Genomic DNA, 17,882 nt, shown 5'->3' with positions numbered 1-17,882 from the left:
CAATCTTTATTTTAAAGTAATTAATAAATGAGTAATTAATTATTATTACGACTAATAATAATGAAAAATGAAATTTTATATTTAATTCTAGATTTTAATATTATAAAAATATTTCATTAAGATAAGCGCAAACAGGTATATTTTCGCTATTTTAACTTTGCTACTCTTTTGCTGGGTGCTTGATCTTACTCAGTTCAAGCATTTATTTTTGGTCTGGGAAAGAAAAAGCCCCGTTAGTGATATTCACCAACGAGGCTACACTCCCAACCCAACAATCGGGAGTGTGCCTCTTAATAAAAGAGAGGTCAAGGAGAAATGACGAAGTACGCAATGATAGCTGTAGTTTCTATTTGCGTAACAATATTGGGTTGCTCATTTTTAATAAAGGATAGATTAAGCTATTTGCATATTGATAATGACAATACAGTCGTTCAGGTGAGATTGGATTACGAAATCAATTAATCACTGAGTGGGGAAGTTAATTTTAATTAATTCAATTTAATAACAGTTAATTCCCCACTCTTTCTTCTTTCTTATTACCGGTTGGGATATCAAGCACCCAAACTAAAGAGCCCCAATATCATTGGGGCTCTTTTTACTATTTTAACTCATTAAAAAACTACGACGCGATATGAACGGTTTTTCCGCCCACAATGGTGCGGAGCACTTTTACATTTTCAATATCATCTGCTGGGATGGTAAATACATTGCGATCCAGCACGATCATATCTGCGAATTTACCTGCCTCAAGTGATCCTAAAACATCTTCACGATGTTGCGCATAAGCAGAGTCAATCGTTGCCGAACGCAAAACTTCGATCACGGTCATATCGCGGTCGTTATCCAGTCGTGGGGCTGGCTGACCATTAATATCACGACCACGGCGGGTTGCGGCGACTTTTAAATCATACCATTCGTCAAAATCATCGATTGGCCAGTCACTACCAAAGGCAACCACTGCACCTGCATCAATAAACTTAGCGATTGGCTCTAGCTGTTGGAAGCGGGTTTCGCCCAGCATATTTTTTTCGAAAGCAGCCAGTTCAGGGGTTGGTGCTGCCCACTGGAATGATAAACACGCAATGGTTTTCAGGCGCGCAAAACGGGCATAATCTTTGGCATCAACCAGTTCATTGTGGGCAAGGCCTGGGCGGATATCTTTCTCTGGGTGAGCTGCACGCATTTTTTCAATGGCATCCAGCACGATAGAGACGGCACCTTCACCGACGGTATGCAAGTGAGGGTCGTAACCCGCAGCGGCGATTTTTTCGAGCAGCTCATCCAGAATTTCAGCCGTGAAATAGAGGTCGCCGTAGTTATCGGTTTCAACCCAATTAGGGGCTGTATCGGTGCCTTTATTCACGCGGTATGGCTGTAATAATGATGCGGTCATGGTTGGGTATTGCAGCACGCCATCCACAAACATTTTGATATTACGTAGACCGATACCTGGCGTTGGTGTCCACTCCGCTTGGTGCCATTTCTTGGCGAATGCCACGGCTTTATCCACAGCAGCAGCAACAGCAGCCACATTTGGGGTATCATCTGGTGTGATTTCGCGTGCAGCTTGGAAGCGTAAAGTGAGTTCGCCACGTTGCTGAAGCTGGTGAAACGCATCTAATTGCTGCTCGGAAACGCGTGCATCCATCACCATGGTGACACCTTGCTGATTCAATACTTTTTGAACTAACTCAGCGACTTCAACTGCTTGTTCATCACGGATAGACGGAATGCTATCTGCGGCACGCATAGCGGGCGCATCTTCTAAAATTCCGTTGAGTTCACCATTTTCATATTTACCAATTTTGCCATCAGGTGGCTCAGGGGTTTCTTTGGTGATCCCGAATAATTCGAGGGCGCGGCTATTGGCTAAGAGGGTATGGCAGTCATTAGAAAACAGGACGACTGGGCGCTTAGTATTGAGCTTGTCCATATCTTCACGGTACATATCAATACCTGCTGGCAACATGCCTTGGCGTAACCATGCAGTAACTTTTAGCCAGTCATTTTCGCCCGTGCGAGGATCCTTATCGAGGTGATCTTGCACGCGTTGTAAAATTTGGTCGATAGTCAGGGATTCGTAATTAAGATGGCAGCCGAACAGCTGAATGCCACCCCAAAATGGGTGCATATGCCCATCAATGATCCCGGGCATCATCATTTTACCTTCAAGGTCGATGCTCTCGGTTTCTGGGCCAACATATTGATGTAATTCATCTGAAGTCCCTGTTGCAAGAATATAACCTTCTTTCAAGGCGATAGCGTCGACAACACTATCTTGACTGTCTGCGGTATAGATATAACCGTTGAAATAAATAACATCAGCAATTTTATTATTCATCGTAAACCGTCTGTATCAGGGGCTCCTACGGAGCCAGAACCAAAAAACAATGGGGAAGATAAGCTTCCCCATAATCAACGAAAGGTACTGGAGGATTAATTGATAATCATCTCAGTCTCGGCATCAGAGATAGCAGGTGGACGACGAGTAAAACCATGAGTGAGAAGTGTGAGATAACCAGCCCCTGCCGCTAACCAGCATAAGCCGACTGTAAAGGCTTCTGCATCTAAGCTTGTCCATAACCATAATGTTAAAACAACCCCAATAGATGGCATGATAAGGCAAGTGAGCAACTTGGTATTATCCAAGGAGGCTTTACGGTCAATGTAGAAATGTTTGATGACTGATAAGTTCACAAAGGTAAAGGCTATCAGCGCACCAAAGCTAATCATTGAAGCGACCATGCTGAGTGATAACACTAGAGACAGCAACGAAGCCACCGCCACAAAGATAATGGAGTATACCGGTGTGTTCAGGCGTGGGTGTAAATAGGCAAAGATAGAGCGCGGTAGCACACCTTCACGACCCATCGCATAGAAAATACGCACGATACTGGCTTGCGATGTCATTGCAGAAGCAAATACGCCGATAACATAAGCGGTAATAAAGCTCGATGCCATCAAGGAGGCGCCGATCCACTTCATTTTATCGCCCACTTGCTGCATCACCGCGATACTCGCGACATCCGTATTAGGGATAAAATCTTGCCACACTGGGTACATTAAATGTGCCCCATAAGAGATGGCAATAAATAAGGCTCCCGCGATAAATACGGTATATAAAATTGCTTTAGGCAAAGAACGACGGGCGTCTTTTGTCTCTTCAGCCATGGTTGAAATGGCATCAAAACCAAGGAATGCTAAGCACAGTACTGCAGCGCCTGCAAAGAGCCCTGATGTTTGTGACGCCATCACTGTGAATGGTGCCATAAGCGCTTCGACATCGAGTACCATTGCATTTTGCAAACAGATGTACAAGAAGATGGCGATGAAGACAAATTGCATCAGAATAATCAGCATATTCATCCAAGATACCAATTTGATACCCAAAATATTCATGATGCTGACAACCGCGATGGTTGAGCAAATTATCACTGGCATTGGTATGTTCGGGAATGCCTCGTGGACAAAGATCCCAATCGCAATGTAGTTAATAATCGGTAGAAAGAGATAATCCAGCAGTTGTGCCCAACCAACAAGAAATCCAAGAGTGCCACCAAAGGTTTTTTGCACATATGAATAGGCAGACCCAGAAAGCGGGAGTGCGCTGGTCATGCGGCAATAGCTCATGGCGGTAAAGAAGACAGCGGCGAGCGTAATTAAATAAGCGATAGGCAGATGGCCCTCACTTAACACAGTCACTTGTCCATAGGTGGTAAATATTCCGAGAGGCACCATATAGGCCAGCCCGAAAAATACTAACGCAGGGGTGGTCAGTACACGTTTCATTTGAACGGTATTCTGTTGCATTTTGAAGCCCTTCCCAAAAGCCCTTAACAACGTTAACTCTTTCTGAATACACAGGCCGAGTGAACCTAAAAATGCAGCCATATAACTTGAGCTATAGCACTACATATCTTGTTTGTTTTTACATACGTAAATTATTTAATTAGGTATGTGGATAGACGCCGTGTATTCAATTTCAGAAAACCTCGCACCAGGATAGAATATAAATCACTGTCATCGTGCGCACTTTAATGAAACGTCAGTAATGAATCGGACCATTACCATCCGCTGGGGTGAATACAAGCGGCGTACAATATAATTATCAAGCTCCTATTAAGCAATCATTTATTTCAACAAATAAATATACTGTTTTATTTCAATGGGTTGATGCTTGAATTGTGTGTTAATAAGGTGGAATTTAATGTAAGTTAAATATGAATCAAATTTTCGATAAAATCAAGGGGTGAAAATTTTTATAATTCATTGAAATCAAACAAGAAAATTTTTAGTTTTAAAATTAACTAAAATAAGATAAAAGTACCCAAAAGGTAAATTAGCATTAATAAAAATAAGCTGATTATATTAAATAATTTAACCTTTCGGGTTCCATTAAATGAAACGCACATTAAATGGATAATATAATAAGCGGGTTAATACTAATTTAAGTCAGATATTATGGGCAGAAATGCCCATAACATGGAAAATTAAATTCTATTTTCTTCTGAGTTTCTGTTGTGTATATAAAGCATCTAAAGTAAATAAAACTAATGCAATCCAGATAAAACCAAATGTAATTAACAATTCGTGGGTCATCACCTCACCATACACAAATACGGCAAGTAAGAACATAATGCTTGGGCCTAAATACTGGAAGAACCCTAACGTTGATAGTCTTAAATGGTTAGCGGCTTCAGTAAACAGTAACAATGGCACTGTGGTAATAATCCCTGCGGCAATCAGAAGAATGTTTAAATGCCAACTGTTCATTGCCATGTCACTTGTCGGGCTATCTGCAAAGAATAGTAGGAAGATCACGCCGACAGGTAGCAGCCATAAGGTTTCAAATGTCATACCGGTTTGTGCATCAACACCCAATTTTTTACGTAATAAACCGTAGGTGGCAAACGTTACGGCAAGGCTTAATCCAATGACTGGCACGGAGCCAAATTGCCAGAGTTGAATTAATACGCCGGTGAGCGCTAATCCGACCGCAACCCATTGCATTCGGCGGAAGCGCTCATGTAAAAATAACATACCAAACAATACGTTAACTAGAGGGTTGATAAAATACCCTAAGCTGGCTTGCAGCATATGACCATTATTTACCGCCCAGATATAAATCAACCAGTTAGATGCAATTGTCACAGCTGTCACACCTAAAATTAAGATCTTTTTAGGCTGTTTTAAGACTTGGCGGAAATAATTCCAATGGCGCGTAATGGTCAGTAATAACAGCATAAAGAAGAATGACCAAATAATACGGTGAGTTAAAATTTCTTCAGCAGGCACTTCTTTGATGGATTTAAAATAAATGGGAGCGACACCCCAAATAAAATAAGCGCCTAAGGCACATAGTACGCCTTTGGTAGTATTTTGTTGGCTCATGAATAGCTCTGAAATTGATATAAAGTCAAACTGAGAGATCGAAGCCAAGAATGTGAGAGGCTCGATTTGTGATGCCATTAATGTGACATTGCTCAGGTTTTTTTACAAGCTATTAGTTAATGATGTTATTAATTATTTACCAGACTGTTTCATTCGGTCATATTTTTTAATTCGATAATATTGTTTAATTCGAGCAGGTTTTTCATCCAATCAAATAAGTCGCAGTAGCAGTAGCAATATGCTGATTTTTCTCATTATGTAGTTCACAGCGGGTAACGGCGATTTTATTACCATCGCGTAGTAAGCTGGCGCTAGCGATAAAAACCTCTCCACGACCGGGCCGCAAATAGTCAACGCGTAAATCAATTGTGCCCATTTTGGACATCTTTTCGGCAATGTCTTGGTGAACGAGAGGCTCAATGCGTTGAAGGATCCGGTTGATACACACCATGCCTCCCGCCACATCTAATAAGGATGCAATAACACCACCATGGAGAATATTTTGGGTGAAATTACCAATAAGCTCAGGACGATTTTTCACGGATAGCTGGACTAAGTCATCCGTCATTTGCAGTAGTTCAATTCCAAGCAATTGATTAAAAGGCATTCTATAGATAAATGCATCGCTCATAAACTTGCTGGCTTCTTCGAAGGTATAGATGCGGTCATTCATTTTAGGCTCCTTGTTCATGATGTTAATGATAAGTTAGCATTATGTATGTGCTAATATCTAGAAAACAAATGAATAATCTTTCAGCGGTTAATCATTTTTCGGTGTAAAATGAGACAAATTTTTTCACCGCAGTTGAAATAGGAATGGCAAATGCGCGCTTTACAAATGTTGTTGAGTTCTGTGCTCTGTTTCTGGTCTGTTTCACTTTTTGCATCTGACAATACCAACGAACCGGCGCAGCAGGATACTGAAAATCATACACCCGTTCGCGGAAGTATTATTGCGGGGTTACTGCAAAATTATGATAACCCATTCGTTTTGTATCCTTATGAACCCAATTACATCATTTATACCTATACGTCTTCGATAAATAAGAAGGCCATCGAGAGTTATGATTGGGGTAATGATGCACTGAAAGATGAAGTGAAATTCCAATTGAGTTTGGCGTTCCCTATTTGGCGTGGTATTGCGGGGGAAAACTCGGTTCTTGCGGCATCTTATACTCAGCGTTCTTGGTGGCAACTTAGTAATAAGAAAGAATCTTCGCCATTTCGTGAAACCAACTATGAACCACAGATTTTCGTGGGTTGGGCGCTAGATAATCAATTTGCAGGCTGGACGTTACGCGAATTCGAAACGGGCTTTAACCATGAATCAAATGGTCGCTCCGATCCAACATCACGCAGTTGGAACCGTATTTATGCTCGAGCCATGGCGCAGAATGATAACTGGCAAGTTGAGCTAAAACCGTGGTATCGCATTCCTGAAAGCGAAAGTAGTGATGACAACCCAGACATTAATAAATATCTCGGCTATTACCGCGTAAAAGTAGGGTATGCACTTGGGGATAGCGTGATTTCAGCGGCTGGTCACTATAACTGGAATTCCGGCTATGGCAATGCGGAGCTGGGCTGGAGCTACCCAATGACGAAGCATGTGCGTTTGTATACCCAGTTGTTTAGCGGTTATGGTGAGTCGATGATAGACTATGACTATCGCCAAACACGTTTTGGTATCGGAGTGATGCTTAACGATATCATGTGATCTGGGCAGACATCCCAGTCATTTCAGGGTAATATCTTGCCAATAGCTGCTCTTTTCGGGCAGCTATTTGTTTCAACCTCTAGAGGAAATTCGTGTCTACCGCTTGCGTTATCAATCAACTTTCACTGGCTGAAAATGTGCTCAATAGCACGTTTGGTTACCAATCTTTTCGTCCGGGACAAGATGCTGTCATTGGTGGGATTCTTGATGGTCGTGATTGCTTAGTCTTAATGCCAACGGGGGGCGGAAAATCGCTCTGCTACCAAGTGCCTGCGTTGGTCAAACAAGGCATTACGCTGGTGGTATCACCTTTAATCTCCTTAATGAAGGATCAAGTCGATCAACTCAAATTACACGGCGTTGAAGCGGCTTGTTTGAATTCCTCACAAACTCCCCTAGAGCAGCGCCAAATTATGGAATTATGCGCTCAAGGGAAAATCAAACTTCTGTATGTGGCGCCAGAGCGCTTATTGACCGACTACTTTATTCAGCAAATTGGTGGCTGGGATATTGCCTTACTGGCGGTAGATGAAGCGCACTGTATTTCCCAATGGGGCCACGATTTTCGTCCTGAATATCGTTCATTAGGTCAATTACGTCATTCTTTGCCAAATGTGCCTGTGATGGCGCTGACTGCCACGGCAGATGAAACCACGCGTGCTGATATTATTCGCTTACTCGAGCTTAATGAGCCATTAGTTCATGTGAGTAGCTTTGACCGACCGAATATTCGCTATACTTTAGTCGAGAAGTATAAGCCGTTAGATCAATTATGGTTTTTTATTAAGGCTCAGAAAGGTAAATCAGGGATTGTTTACTGTAATAGCCGTAGCAAAGTTGAAGAAACTGCGGAAAGATTGCAAAAACGTGGCTTGAGTGTGGCTGCCTATCATGCCGGTTTGGAGAGCACCCAGCGTGACTGGGTGCAAGATGCTTTTCAGAAAGATAATCTGCAAATTGTGGTTGCGACTGTGGCATTTGGAATGGGAATTAACAAGTCCAATGTCCGTTTTGTGGCACACTTTGATATCCCTCGCAACATTGAAGCGTATTACCAAGAAACAGGACGAGCTGGGCGTGATGGTGTCGAAGCCGAAGCTATTCTATTTTACGACCCTGCTGATATGGCGTGGCTTCGTCGATGCTTAGAAGAAAAGCCAGCAGGAATGCAGCAGGATATTGAACGACATAAACTCAATGCGATTGCTGCCTTTGCGGAAGCGCAAACCTGTCGCCGCCTTGTTTTACTTAACTATTTTGGTGAAAATCGCCAAAAACCTTGCGGTAACTGTGATATCTGCCTTGATCCGCCAAAACGTTATGATGGGCTGGTGGACGCGCAAAAAGCACTCTCCTGCATTTATCGCGTTGGGCAGCGGTTCGGTATTGGTTATATTGTTGAGGTGCTACGAGGCGCTAACAATCAGCGGATCCGCGAGTTAGGGCACGATAAACTGCCGGTTTATGGTATTGGTAAAGAGCACACTAATGAACATTGGGTGAGCGTTTTACGTCAATTAATTCATTTAGGCATGATCACGCAAAATATTGCGCATTTCTCGGCATTACAATTGACGGAAGCAGCCAGACCCATACTGCGTGGTGAAATGCCATTACAGTTAGCCGTTCCACGAGTTTTAGTCACCAAAAGCCGGAATCAACAAAACAAAATTTATCATGGCAATTATGATAAGAAGCTATTTGCCAAATTACGTAAATTACGTAAATCCATTGCGGATGAAGAAAATATCCCGCCTTTCGTGGTTTTCAATGATGCAACGTTGATTGAAATGGCTGAGCATTGCCCGACCAAACCCGTTGAATTATTACTGATTAATGGGGTTGGTGAGAAAAAATTAGAGCGTTTTGGTGAGGCGTTTATGACACTCATCCAAGACCATCTAGAAGGTTATGAATGAGGAAAACCCATGTCGCCAGATAGTCTAAAAGCCAGTTGGTTAAATCGAGAAACTGAGTTTTCGGCCTTTACCAACGGTCCGCTTTTAGATTTTTGGCAGTTACGTGAAGAAGCTGAGTTTTTAGGTGTTGATGACGTCCCTATTAGTTATGTGCGTTTTATTCATGCAAAGCACCATAAAGCCGTGGTTATCTCACCGGGTCGCAGTGAAAGTTACGTTAAATACCCTGAAGTCGCCTACGATTTTTATCATTTAGGATTCGATGTTTTTATTATTGATCATCGTGGGCAAGGGCGATCTGGCCGTATGCTGGCGGATCCCCAAAAAGGGCACGTTGAAAAATTCACAGATTACATTGATGATTTTGAAAAATTCATTGATTTAGAAGTGAGAGATCGTCACTATCCTAAATGCTATGCGCTGGCTCATTCGATGGGGGGCGCGATCCTCGCTGGGTATTTACTCCGAGATAGCGTGACATTTGACGCTGCCGCATTGTGCGCTCCCATGATTGGCGTGAATTTACCGATGCCTCACTGGCTCGCGAGCTTTATTGTTGAGCGCGCAGAACTGCGCCGCAGTGTACGGAATGATTATGCGGTTTCTACGGGGAAATGGCAGCCATTACCTTATTTAATCAATGTGTTAACCCATAGCCAAGAGCGTTATCGGCGCTATTTGCGCTACTATGCGGATTACCCAGAGTTACGTCTCGGTGGGCCAACTTACCACTGGTTACGAGAAAGTTTTGCGATTGGCAAAGAGCTGGTTGCGAAAGCGGGAGAGATTGAAACTCCTCTGATGCTACTTGAAGCGAGCGAAGAGAAGGTAGTCAGTAATCGAGAGCTACAAGCTTTTTGTCAAAGTCGGCAAAAAGCGCAAACAGGACGAGAAGAAAAATTACCTCTCATTATCGAAGGGGCTCACCACGAAATCCTGTTTGAAATAGATGCGTTGAGAGCCATGGCACTCAATGCAATTTGTGATTTTTTTGAGCAGCATTAGCCATAATTAGGGATCTTGTATGAAATATCCGGTTGTTGCTTCCGATTTGGACGGAACACTTTTATCTCCCAATCATGATTTAACCCTGTATACCAAAGACACGCTCAAACAGCTTGTGGCGACTGAAGAAGTGCGGTTTGTGTTCGCGACGGGACGCCATCATATTGATGTTGCACAGATCCGTGATGGTCTGGGTATTGATGCTTATATGATCACCTCTAATGGGGCGCGTATTCATAATACCAATGGCGATCTCGTTTTTGAGAACAACGTTGACTCGCAGATAGCGAAAGAACTGTGCTTAATGGAGTTTGATCACCCTGAAATCCTCACCAATTACTACCATGGTGATGATTGGTTTATTAACCGTGAAAGCCCAGAGCAAAAAGAGTTTTTCAAAGAGTCCGTGTTTAATTACCAACTGTTTGACCACCGCGATTTTCCCACTTCGGAAGTCTGCAAAGTGTACTACACCAGTGAAAATCATGACTTACTGGTAGATCTGCAACAGCGTATTCAACGCCGTTGGCAGGATAAGGTTCATGTCACTTTTTCCTTACACAGTTGCCTTGAAGTGATGGCAGGCTCCGTTTCTAAAGGGGAAGCACTGAAACAAGTCACGGCATTGCATGGTTATGGAACCCATGATTGCATCGCGTTTGGTGATGGCATGAATGACAAAGAGATGCTGAGGTTAGCGGGTAAAGGTTGCATTATGCAGAATGCTCATCAGCTGCTGAAAGATGCTTTACCTCAAATGGAAGTGATCGGGTCTAACCAAGATGATGCGGTTGCGCGTTATTTGAGAAGTAAATATTTAGACAACAAATAATCATTTTTTCTATGTGTATGAACAGAAAGCCAGATAGAATAAAAAACTATCTGGCTTTTTATTTGCCTTTTGTCATGAATGATAACGAAAAGTGCTATTTAGCTAAATTAAGGTGTTTATCCTATTTTGTCTTATGACGAGTAAATTTAAACTACTACGAATAAAAAGCGAGTTTAGGCTGTATGATCTGCCAGATCAGCCGATAATGATGGGTATTACTGTGTCGCCAGTTGCCATACTGCACTGTTGAGGGTTACTTAGGATGAAAAAAATTGCGTTAGCGCTGTTGTTAGGATCTGTTTGTTATAGTTCATTATTACTGGCTACACCGGCAAAAACAACGACAGCCAGTGAACAGAAGACGATAGAGCAAATTACGCAGTTAGCTGAAAAAGGTGATCCCGCTTCTCAATTTTTGTTAGGTGAGCGTTATTTTAAAGGTCAGGGTGTTTCTCAAGACTCCGAAATGGCTGCGGAATGGTTTATCAAAGCAGGGGATCAAGGTAATTCAGACGCCCAATTCCGCCTTGGCACTATGTATGTCAATGGTTTTGGTGTTCGCCGAGATTATGATAAAGCGATGCTGTGGTACGAAGAAGCCGCTAAAAATGGTGATACTCGCGCAGAAGCCAACATGGCCACCATGTATTCACAGGGCTTAGGGGTCAAACAAGATCTGGAAAAAGCCGCATACTGGTTTAGAAAGGCAGCGCAAGGCGGTAATGTGATTGCGCAATTCAAAATTGGGCAAATGTACTCGATTGGCAGTGGCGTCGCATTAGATAATGAAAAAGCCGTGTTTTGGTTCAGAAAAGCCGCAAAACAGCGTGATGCAAATTCACAAGACCGTTTAGGGGTGATGTACTCTGAAGGGAAAGGGGTGAAAAAGAACCTACAGCAAGCGTATGCATGGCTGTCTACTGCGGTTTATAGTGGTAATAAAGAGAGCCAACGTTTACAGAAAAAAATCGCAGAACAGTTGAATGCAGAAGAGCTGAAACAAGCGCAAAAACTGGCTGATAACTATATTAAAACCTACGGTAATAGCGAAAAAAGCTAATTTTTTCAATATTAATTTAACGGGATATCAGTAGGTATCCCGTTAATCCAATCACAGACAGAATCAAATATCCCCAGCAAAAGCGGTAAAATCGATTATATCCCCATCCTCGGCGTACACTCAGTTGTAGAGGTTTTGTCGATAATTGACGAACTTGTAAGCGATAAATCACTAAATACAGCAGGCTGAATCCTTGCCACAGATAGAGCGTATTAAAGGCAAAATCCTTTCCAACAATCAACAAAATCACTAACGGGATCAGAAAAAACAGAATGGAGCCTACACGCTCATACTGTGCAATTTTCAATTTGATGGATTCGTCTTGGATTTCTACTGCGTGGGTCATTATTCTGCCTTTTCTATGATGAAAAACGAGGGCGCAAGCGTGCCCTCGATAAACTTATAGCTCACCAGTACCACGAGGTGGATTGCGACCAGAAAGGTTATTTGTGGCGCTTTGCAGCGAATTACTGCGTACATCAACACGGGCTTGGAACGGTGGGAATGGCAATGTAATTCCTTGTTCTGCGAAGGCTTCTAAAATATGTTGATGGATTTCGTGGCGAGCTGGTAAACGGTGCCCCATTTCGCCGGCATACACCCGCAGCTCGAAAATTTGGATCCCTTGCTGTAAGTCCACGAGATAAACTTCAGGATTAGGGTTATCCAAGATCATGGAGGAGCGTTTTGCCGCACTCAAAATAATCTCTGTCACTTTTTCGCTATCGGCATCCGCAGGAGCAGGGATGGTCATCACGATACGGGTAATGGTGTCGGTCAACGACCAGTTAATAAACTGTTCAGTAATAAATGCCTTGTTCGGCACAATAATTTCTTTTCTGTCCCAGTCCGTTAACGTAGTGGCGCGGGTATTAATCTTAGTGATGCTACCGGTTAAGTTGCGGATAGTGACGGTATCACCGATACGGATCGGTTTTTCAAACAGGATCATTAAACCAGAGATAATATTGGCGAAAATTTCTTGTAAACCAAATCCCAGCCCGACCCCCATTGCAGCGACAAGCCACTGCAGTTTTGACCAGTCGATCCCCAGCATTGAGAAACCGACAATGGTTCCGATGATAGTGATGCCGTACTTGGTCAAGGTACTGATGGCATAACCGGTACCCGGTGTTAAATCGAGATGCTGAAGGACTGCCAGTTCCAATAGTGCAGGCAGGTTTCTGACGAGCTGTGCGGTAACGATAATCACCAAAATAGCGATGAAAATCGACCCCATAGTGATGGCTTGAACAGTTTCGACACCATTAATGGATGAGGTCACATCCCACAGGCGAATATTTTCAAGGAACGAAAATGCGGTATGCAATTCAGACCACAACCAGATTAACGATACCAGCGCTATCATGGTCAGAATGGAGCGTACCAATCCAACAGATTGAGAACTGATGGTATCAAGATCAAGAACCTGCTCTTCGATATCAATATTCCCTTCACCACTGGCATTGGGTAATTGAGAGTCTTCTTCCCCTTTAGCTCGCTGGGCTAAGATCTCCGCACGGCGCTGTTTTGCTCGTTCGAAGGCGAGTTTTCGGCGCTGCATCGACATCCAGCGCTGGATAGTGTGATAAATAATTAAAATCACAAACCAAATCGCAACTGAGGTTTCGAGCCGTGCCAACAGTGCTTGAGACGTTGAGAAATAACCTAATACAGAGAAAAACGCGGCAATCACCGGTGCAATGAAAATGAGCCACCATAATGCGGTGTTAACTAAGTTTTCACCGGAGCCGTGTCTGTCCAAATACAATGGGATTTTAGAACGGCGTAGGTTATTGGTAATTAGGCTTAATGCAACGCACAGCACTAAGAAACAGAGGCGGCCTAAGGTCGCGGAGAACTCTCTTTCGCTGTAATGTTCAAAAGTGATGATTGCCATCACTAACGGCACAATCACGAAAATGGCTAATCGGTAGTGGCGCATTGCGCGTTTTACCGCGTCTTTATCCCAACCTAAGTGGGCAATGAACAGTCCAGTTGGTCGTGAGAATGTTTCGCTGATCATAAACAGCCAGAGCAGCGGGGTAGTTGCGCTAACACCATAGCCAATGGCCGCTGCCATTGGATATTGCCATGCACTTTGTAAGCCATAACCAATGGCAGACCACATCATAGGAAGGGGAAGCGCGACAATAATCGACCAGAAAATAGTACGAACGGTTAAATAAAAACGATCTTGTGTGACTTTACCAATGCGCAGGCTTGAGCGGTCTAAGAAATCTTGGTAATGGCGGCGTGTGCTGACACTGAAAATCACTAAGATGATGGAACCCAGCAGGTATAAGAACGAGTCTTGGCTAGTGGCCATCACTTGCAGCGCGCCCGTTAGCTGGGAGAGAGTATCTAGTGAAAGTAATTGGGTCATGTCAGTGACCACAAGTACCGGATAATTAATGCTAATAGGCGGGACATCAGCGACCCAGAACAGATAGCGGTTTGAGGCGTCTTTCACCTCTTTTAGCGCATCCGTTAATTGCCCCGTTGCAACATTGAGCTTGGTCAGCTCTAGCATTTCACCGTCAAAGCCCGAAATGAGCGAGGTTAATAGCTCTTTGCGGGTCTTCATCAATGACTGATAAACCTGAGATTGGGCGGGATTTAAATCATTAGCGCTTTCTTGCACTGATACATCGAGCTTGGATAAGCGCTCAAGCATATCTTCATAATTTAAGCGCTGAACACGTAAATCCGCCATTTCACGGTCAAGTTGTTGGCTTTTAGGGATTTCTGGCAGGCGAGAAAGCTGAGTTCGAAGCGCTTCCCCTAAGGAACTTGAACTGCTGATCCACTGGGCTTGTTCGCGGATAGTGGATAGCGCTTGCCGTGCATTTCGAATGCTGGTGGAGATTTCGGCTTGGTTGGTGGTGATCTCGCTCATGCGTTGAGCTTGCTCGGTCAACTCTTGGGACATTTTGCGGTTGATATCAAGCTGCTCTTTTAAGAACGGGGTTAATTCACCCTGTTCCGCTAACATTTCGGTATGCTCTAACGCCAATATTGCTTTTTGTTGGCGTTGGGTATTTTGAAAATCACGGAGTTGTTGAAGTTCAAGCTCTAGGCGCTGATAACGCTTTTTCTCGAGCTCCAGTGTCATTCGAGAAATTTCTTGGCGGTTATTGGCTGATAACTGCGCCATTTCTAGCTCATTCACAATGGATTTGCGAGCGCTTACTTCGGCTTGAGCTAAGGTATATTGGGCTTCAGCTAACGGGGACGTTGGCGTATTGAGTGATTGGAGTCGTGTTGAGGCATCCGTTAATTGACGTCGTGCTTCAGACAGCTGCTGTGGCAAGAGATTCAGGGATTCGCTGATTTCACGCCCTTTATCTTGCTCTTGCTGCATCAAGCGGCCTTGATCAAGTAGCTGGCTGCTGAGTTGGGTAATACGCTGCTCGAGTTCACTTAAACTAATGCTTGTTGGAATAGCAGGGGGTGTATCGGTTTCATTGAGCAAGTTTTGGCGAATTGTTTTGATAATTTTAGGAAAATTATCAATAGCATCTTGGTAAGACTTTGCCTTATTGTCTGAATCACGAGCTTCATTAATCCAGCTTAATGCCCCTTGCAATGCTTGAGCAATTTCAGCATCTTTGGGGTTTTTACTTGGATCAAGCTGTTTGAGCTCCTGTGTAATCTGTGCTTCATCTTGTGCGGAGGCTGGCGCCGCTTGGGATGAAAAAACGATTAACAGGCTAAGTAAAAAACTGATAATCAAACGCACAGTGAGGAGCTCCTTCAGCGATAGAATAACTTAATTATAGTTTAAATGATTAGCTAACAGTTTCAGTGCGTTGCTGCTCATCAATTGATTCTGCTAATAGCTCACCCATGCGGGTTGCATAGCCGGGGATCAATGAGGCATTAAAGCGAATTTTGTTAGGTTCAAACAGGTTAATGACCGTGGAACCGAGTTTGAATAGACCCATTTCCTCCCCTTTTTGTAGGAAGATAGCGCCTTCTTCCCCTTGTGCGGGATAAGTCCAACGTTTAATCACGCCTTCACGCTGTGGGTTAACACAACCGCTCCAAACTGTATCAATGCTGCCTACAATGGTTGCACCCACTAAAATCTGCACCATTGTGCCAAACGGGGTATCAAACACGCAGATTAAACGTTCATTACGTGCGAATAAATTTGGCACATTTGCCGCGGTTAATGGGTTAACGGAGAACAAATCGCCAGGGACGTAAATCATCTCTGTTAATAAGCCGTCACATGGCATATGTACACGGTGGTAGTCGCTTGGGGATAAGTAGGTTGTGATAAAATCACCACCACGGAATTTATCCGCTAACTGATATTGCCCAGCAAGTAGGGCTTCAACCGTATAGTTATGACCTTTTGCCTGAAAAATTAGGTCATTATCGATAGGGCCTAACTGGCTAACGGCACCATCTGCGGGCTGTGCTAGGTGATGTTCAGCTTCAACAATTGGGCGCGCGCCATCTTTCAGCGTACGGATGAAGAAGTCGTTAAAGGTTGAATATGCAGTCAGCTCACTTTTTTGAGCTTCATTCATATTCACTTTATAGGCTTTAGCAAACAGCTTTATTGCCCATTGGGTTACAAACCCGACATTTCGACTAGCAAACCATCCTGCAAGTTGAGTAAGCCCTTGTTTAGGAAGCATAAATTGCAGGCGAATTTTGATTTTATCTAGCACGTTAACCTCTGAATTTTAAAGGTAAGTTAGTGAAAGGGCGCTATTGTAACTGAAACTGATCCGCTTTCGAATTATTTCACAAAGCGGATGAAATAAACCATGAAACGTGAGCGTTCACTAACTTATTTTAGACTGATTTTGGGGATTATTTTTCTTTGGCAGTAAAGTTACCACGCAGTTTAACTTGTTCCATACTTTCTAAAATACGGTGATAGTTTTCAAAGCGTGATTCAGCAATTTTTCCATCTTCCATTGCGTCTCTCAGTAAACAACCAGGGTCATCTAAGTGTTTACAATCACGGAATTTACAGCCGCCAAGGTAATCTTTAAATTCGACAAATCCTTTGGTCACTTGTTCCTTTGTCAGATGCCAGAGACCGAATTCACGCACGCCCGGTGAATCGATGACATCACCACCCTGTGGGAAGTGGTACAGCCTGGATGCGGTCGTGGTGTGTTGACCTAAGCCCGAGGTATCAGAGACATCATTAACTAAGATCGCGGCTTCATTTTGAGGTAACAGCGTATTCAACAAACTGGATTTACCAACACCAGACTGACCAACAAAGACCGATACTTTATCGGATAGTGTGTTAGTGAGCGCTTCCATTCCTTCACCGGTATGGCTGGAAACTTCGAGCACTTGGTAGCCAATGTCGCTATAAATTGTCATTAAATCACTGACCCACTCGCGATTTTCTTCATCTAGCAAGTCAACTTTGTTTAAGACAATAATCGGCTGGATCCCTGTGGTTTCGCAGGCGACTAAGTAGCGGTCGATAATGTTGAGCGATAATTCAGGTAAAATCGCAGAAACCACGACGATTTGGTCGATATTTGCGGCGATAGGTTTTAACCCATCATAATAATCAGGGCGCGTTAAGACGGAGTGGCGCTCATGAACGGCTTCGACAATACCATTCACTTTGATATCACTCTGTGTGTTTAGTGCAGGGCGCCAGACAACTTTGTCCCCAGTCACTAAAGATGAGATAGTTCGACGTAGGTTACAACGTTGTATTGTGCCGTCTGCGGCTTCAATATCCGCATGTTGACCAAAGCGACTAATCACTAAGCCCTCTTGAGCCTCACCTAATTGGCTATCATCAATCTCAATGGTTTTCTGCTTTTTGAGTCTTTTTTGATGATTTTCTTGCACGCGGCGCTGTTGGCCTTTCGACAGTTTCTGCTTAGCCACCTGACCTCTCTCACTTAAATAATTTGGCGTCTATATTATAACCGATAGGGATATTATTGAAAAACTACATACCTA

Annotated in this window: 13 protein-coding genes; 5 read left to right on the top strand and 8 right to left on the bottom strand. The window is 43.4% G+C overall.

What is annotated here, in order from left to right; genetic code table 11:
- Positions 1–619: 619 nt before the first annotated feature.
- From LDO51_RS04935 to LDO51_RS04920, 4 genes are all read right to left on the bottom strand, one after another.
- A complete protein-coding gene (locus tag LDO51_RS04935; protein ID WP_225576572.1) occupies positions 620–2,341 on the bottom strand; it encodes an amidohydrolase in 1,722 nt (573 codons plus the stop codon).
- A gap of 95 nt (positions 2,342–2,436) precedes the next feature.
- Positions 2,437–3,810 carry an APC family permease gene (locus LDO51_RS04930; RefSeq protein WP_225576570.1) on the bottom strand — a complete coding sequence of 458 codons (1,374 nt, stop codon included), beginning with the start codon at positions 3,808–3,810 and terminating at the stop codon, positions 2,437–2,439.
- 687 nt (positions 3,811–4,497) lie between these two features.
- Positions 4,498–5,391: an EamA family transporter RarD gene (rarD, locus tag LDO51_RS04925; protein WP_225576569.1), complete on the bottom strand. Its 894-nt coding sequence runs from the start codon at positions 5,389–5,391 to the stop codon at positions 4,498–4,500.
- A 202-nt stretch (positions 5,392–5,593) separates the two neighbouring features.
- Entirely contained in the window at positions 5,594–6,064 is a 471-nt protein-coding gene (locus tag LDO51_RS04920; protein ID WP_225576568.1) for a thioesterase family protein, read from the bottom strand.
- Between the two features lie 150 nt (positions 6,065–6,214).
- On the opposite strand from LDO51_RS04920, the gene pldA reads away from it, so the two are divergent.
- From pldA to LDO51_RS04895, 5 genes are all read left to right on the top strand, one after another.
- Complete coding sequence (gene pldA, locus LDO51_RS04915; RefSeq protein ID WP_225576565.1) at positions 6,215–7,108, top strand: phospholipase A; 894 nt, start codon at positions 6,215–6,217, stop codon at positions 7,106–7,108.
- 92 nt (positions 7,109–7,200) lie between these two features.
- On the top strand, positions 7,201–9,027 hold the full coding sequence (gene recQ / locus LDO51_RS04910) for an ATP-dependent DNA helicase RecQ (RefSeq protein WP_225576564.1): 1,827 nt from the start codon (positions 7,201–7,203) through the stop codon (positions 9,025–9,027).
- Positions 9,028–9,036: 9 nt separating this feature from the next.
- A complete protein-coding gene (pldB, locus tag LDO51_RS04905; RefSeq protein ID WP_225576563.1) occupies positions 9,037–10,032 on the top strand; it encodes a lysophospholipase L2 in 996 nt (331 codons plus the stop codon).
- Positions 10,033–10,051: 19 nt separating this feature from the next.
- On the top strand, positions 10,052–10,864 hold the full coding sequence (gene yigL / locus LDO51_RS04900) for a sugar/pyridoxal phosphate phosphatase YigL (RefSeq protein WP_225576562.1): 813 nt from the start codon (positions 10,052–10,054) through the stop codon (positions 10,862–10,864).
- A 262-nt stretch (positions 10,865–11,126) separates the two neighbouring features.
- On the top strand, positions 11,127–11,924 hold the full coding sequence (locus LDO51_RS04895; RefSeq protein WP_225576561.1) for a tetratricopeptide repeat protein: 798 nt from the start codon (positions 11,127–11,129) through the stop codon (positions 11,922–11,924).
- A gap of 16 nt (positions 11,925–11,940) precedes the next feature.
- Here the strand turns inward: LDO51_RS04895 and LDO51_RS04890 are convergent, their stop codons facing one another.
- The 4 genes from LDO51_RS04890 to rsgA form a co-directional block, all read right to left on the bottom strand.
- Positions 11,941–12,270 carry a hypothetical protein gene (locus LDO51_RS04890; protein ID WP_225576560.1) on the bottom strand — a complete coding sequence of 110 codons (330 nt, stop codon included), beginning with the start codon at positions 12,268–12,270 and terminating at the stop codon, positions 11,941–11,943.
- 54 nt (positions 12,271–12,324) lie between these two features.
- On the bottom strand, positions 12,325–15,666 hold the full coding sequence (gene mscM / locus LDO51_RS04885) for a miniconductance mechanosensitive channel MscM (RefSeq protein WP_225576559.1): 3,342 nt from the start codon (positions 15,664–15,666) through the stop codon (positions 12,325–12,327).
- 49 nt (positions 15,667–15,715) lie between these two features.
- Entirely contained in the window at positions 15,716–16,609 is an 894-nt protein-coding gene (gene asd / locus LDO51_RS04880; RefSeq protein WP_225576558.1) for an archaetidylserine decarboxylase, read from the bottom strand.
- 145 nt (positions 16,610–16,754) lie between these two features.
- Positions 16,755–17,807, bottom strand: a complete 1,053-nt coding sequence (gene rsgA / locus LDO51_RS04875; RefSeq protein ID WP_225576557.1) for a small ribosomal subunit biogenesis GTPase RsgA — start codon at positions 17,805–17,807, stop codon at positions 16,755–16,757.
- Positions 17,808–17,882: the final 75 nt, after the last annotated feature.

It is taken from the genome of Providencia alcalifaciens (assembly GCF_020271745.1).
Classification (GTDB): domain Bacteria; phylum Pseudomonadota; class Gammaproteobacteria; order Enterobacterales; family Enterobacteriaceae; genus Providencia; species Providencia alcalifaciens_B.
The sequence above is the reverse complement of the archived record's forward strand: the minus strand, read 5'-3'. Positions and strand labels throughout refer to the sequence as shown.

What these genes read in the sequence shown, in the direction of transcription:
- LDO51_RS04935 (WP_225576572.1), bottom strand. Translation starts at nt 2,341, where the DNA reads ATGAATAATAAAATTGCTGATGTTATTTATTTCAACGGTTATATCTAT.
- LDO51_RS04930 (WP_225576570.1), bottom strand. Translation starts at nt 3,810, where the DNA reads ATGCAACAGAATACCGTTCAAATGAAACGTGTACTGACCACCCCTGCG.
- rarD (WP_225576569.1), bottom strand. Translation starts at nt 5,391, where the DNA reads ATGAGCCAACAAAATACTACCAAAGGCGTACTATGTGCCTTAGGCGCT.
- LDO51_RS04920 (WP_225576568.1), bottom strand. Translation starts at nt 6,064, where the DNA reads ATGAATGACCGCATCTATACCTTCGAAGAAGCCAGCAAGTTTATGAGC.
- pldA (WP_225576565.1), top strand. Translation starts at nt 6,215, where the DNA reads ATGCGCGCTTTACAAATGTTGTTGAGTTCTGTGCTCTGTTTCTGGTCT.
- pldB (WP_225576563.1), top strand. Translation starts at nt 9,037, where the DNA reads ATGTCGCCAGATAGTCTAAAAGCCAGTTGGTTAAATCGAGAAACTGAG.
- yigL (WP_225576562.1), top strand. Translation starts at nt 10,052, where the DNA reads ATGAAATATCCGGTTGTTGCTTCCGATTTGGACGGAACACTTTTATCT.
- LDO51_RS04895 (WP_225576561.1), top strand. Translation starts at nt 11,127, where the DNA reads ATGAAAAAAATTGCGTTAGCGCTGTTGTTAGGATCTGTTTGTTATAGT.
- LDO51_RS04890 (WP_225576560.1), bottom strand. Translation starts at nt 12,270, where the DNA reads ATGACCCACGCAGTAGAAATCCAAGACGAATCCATCAAATTGAAAATT.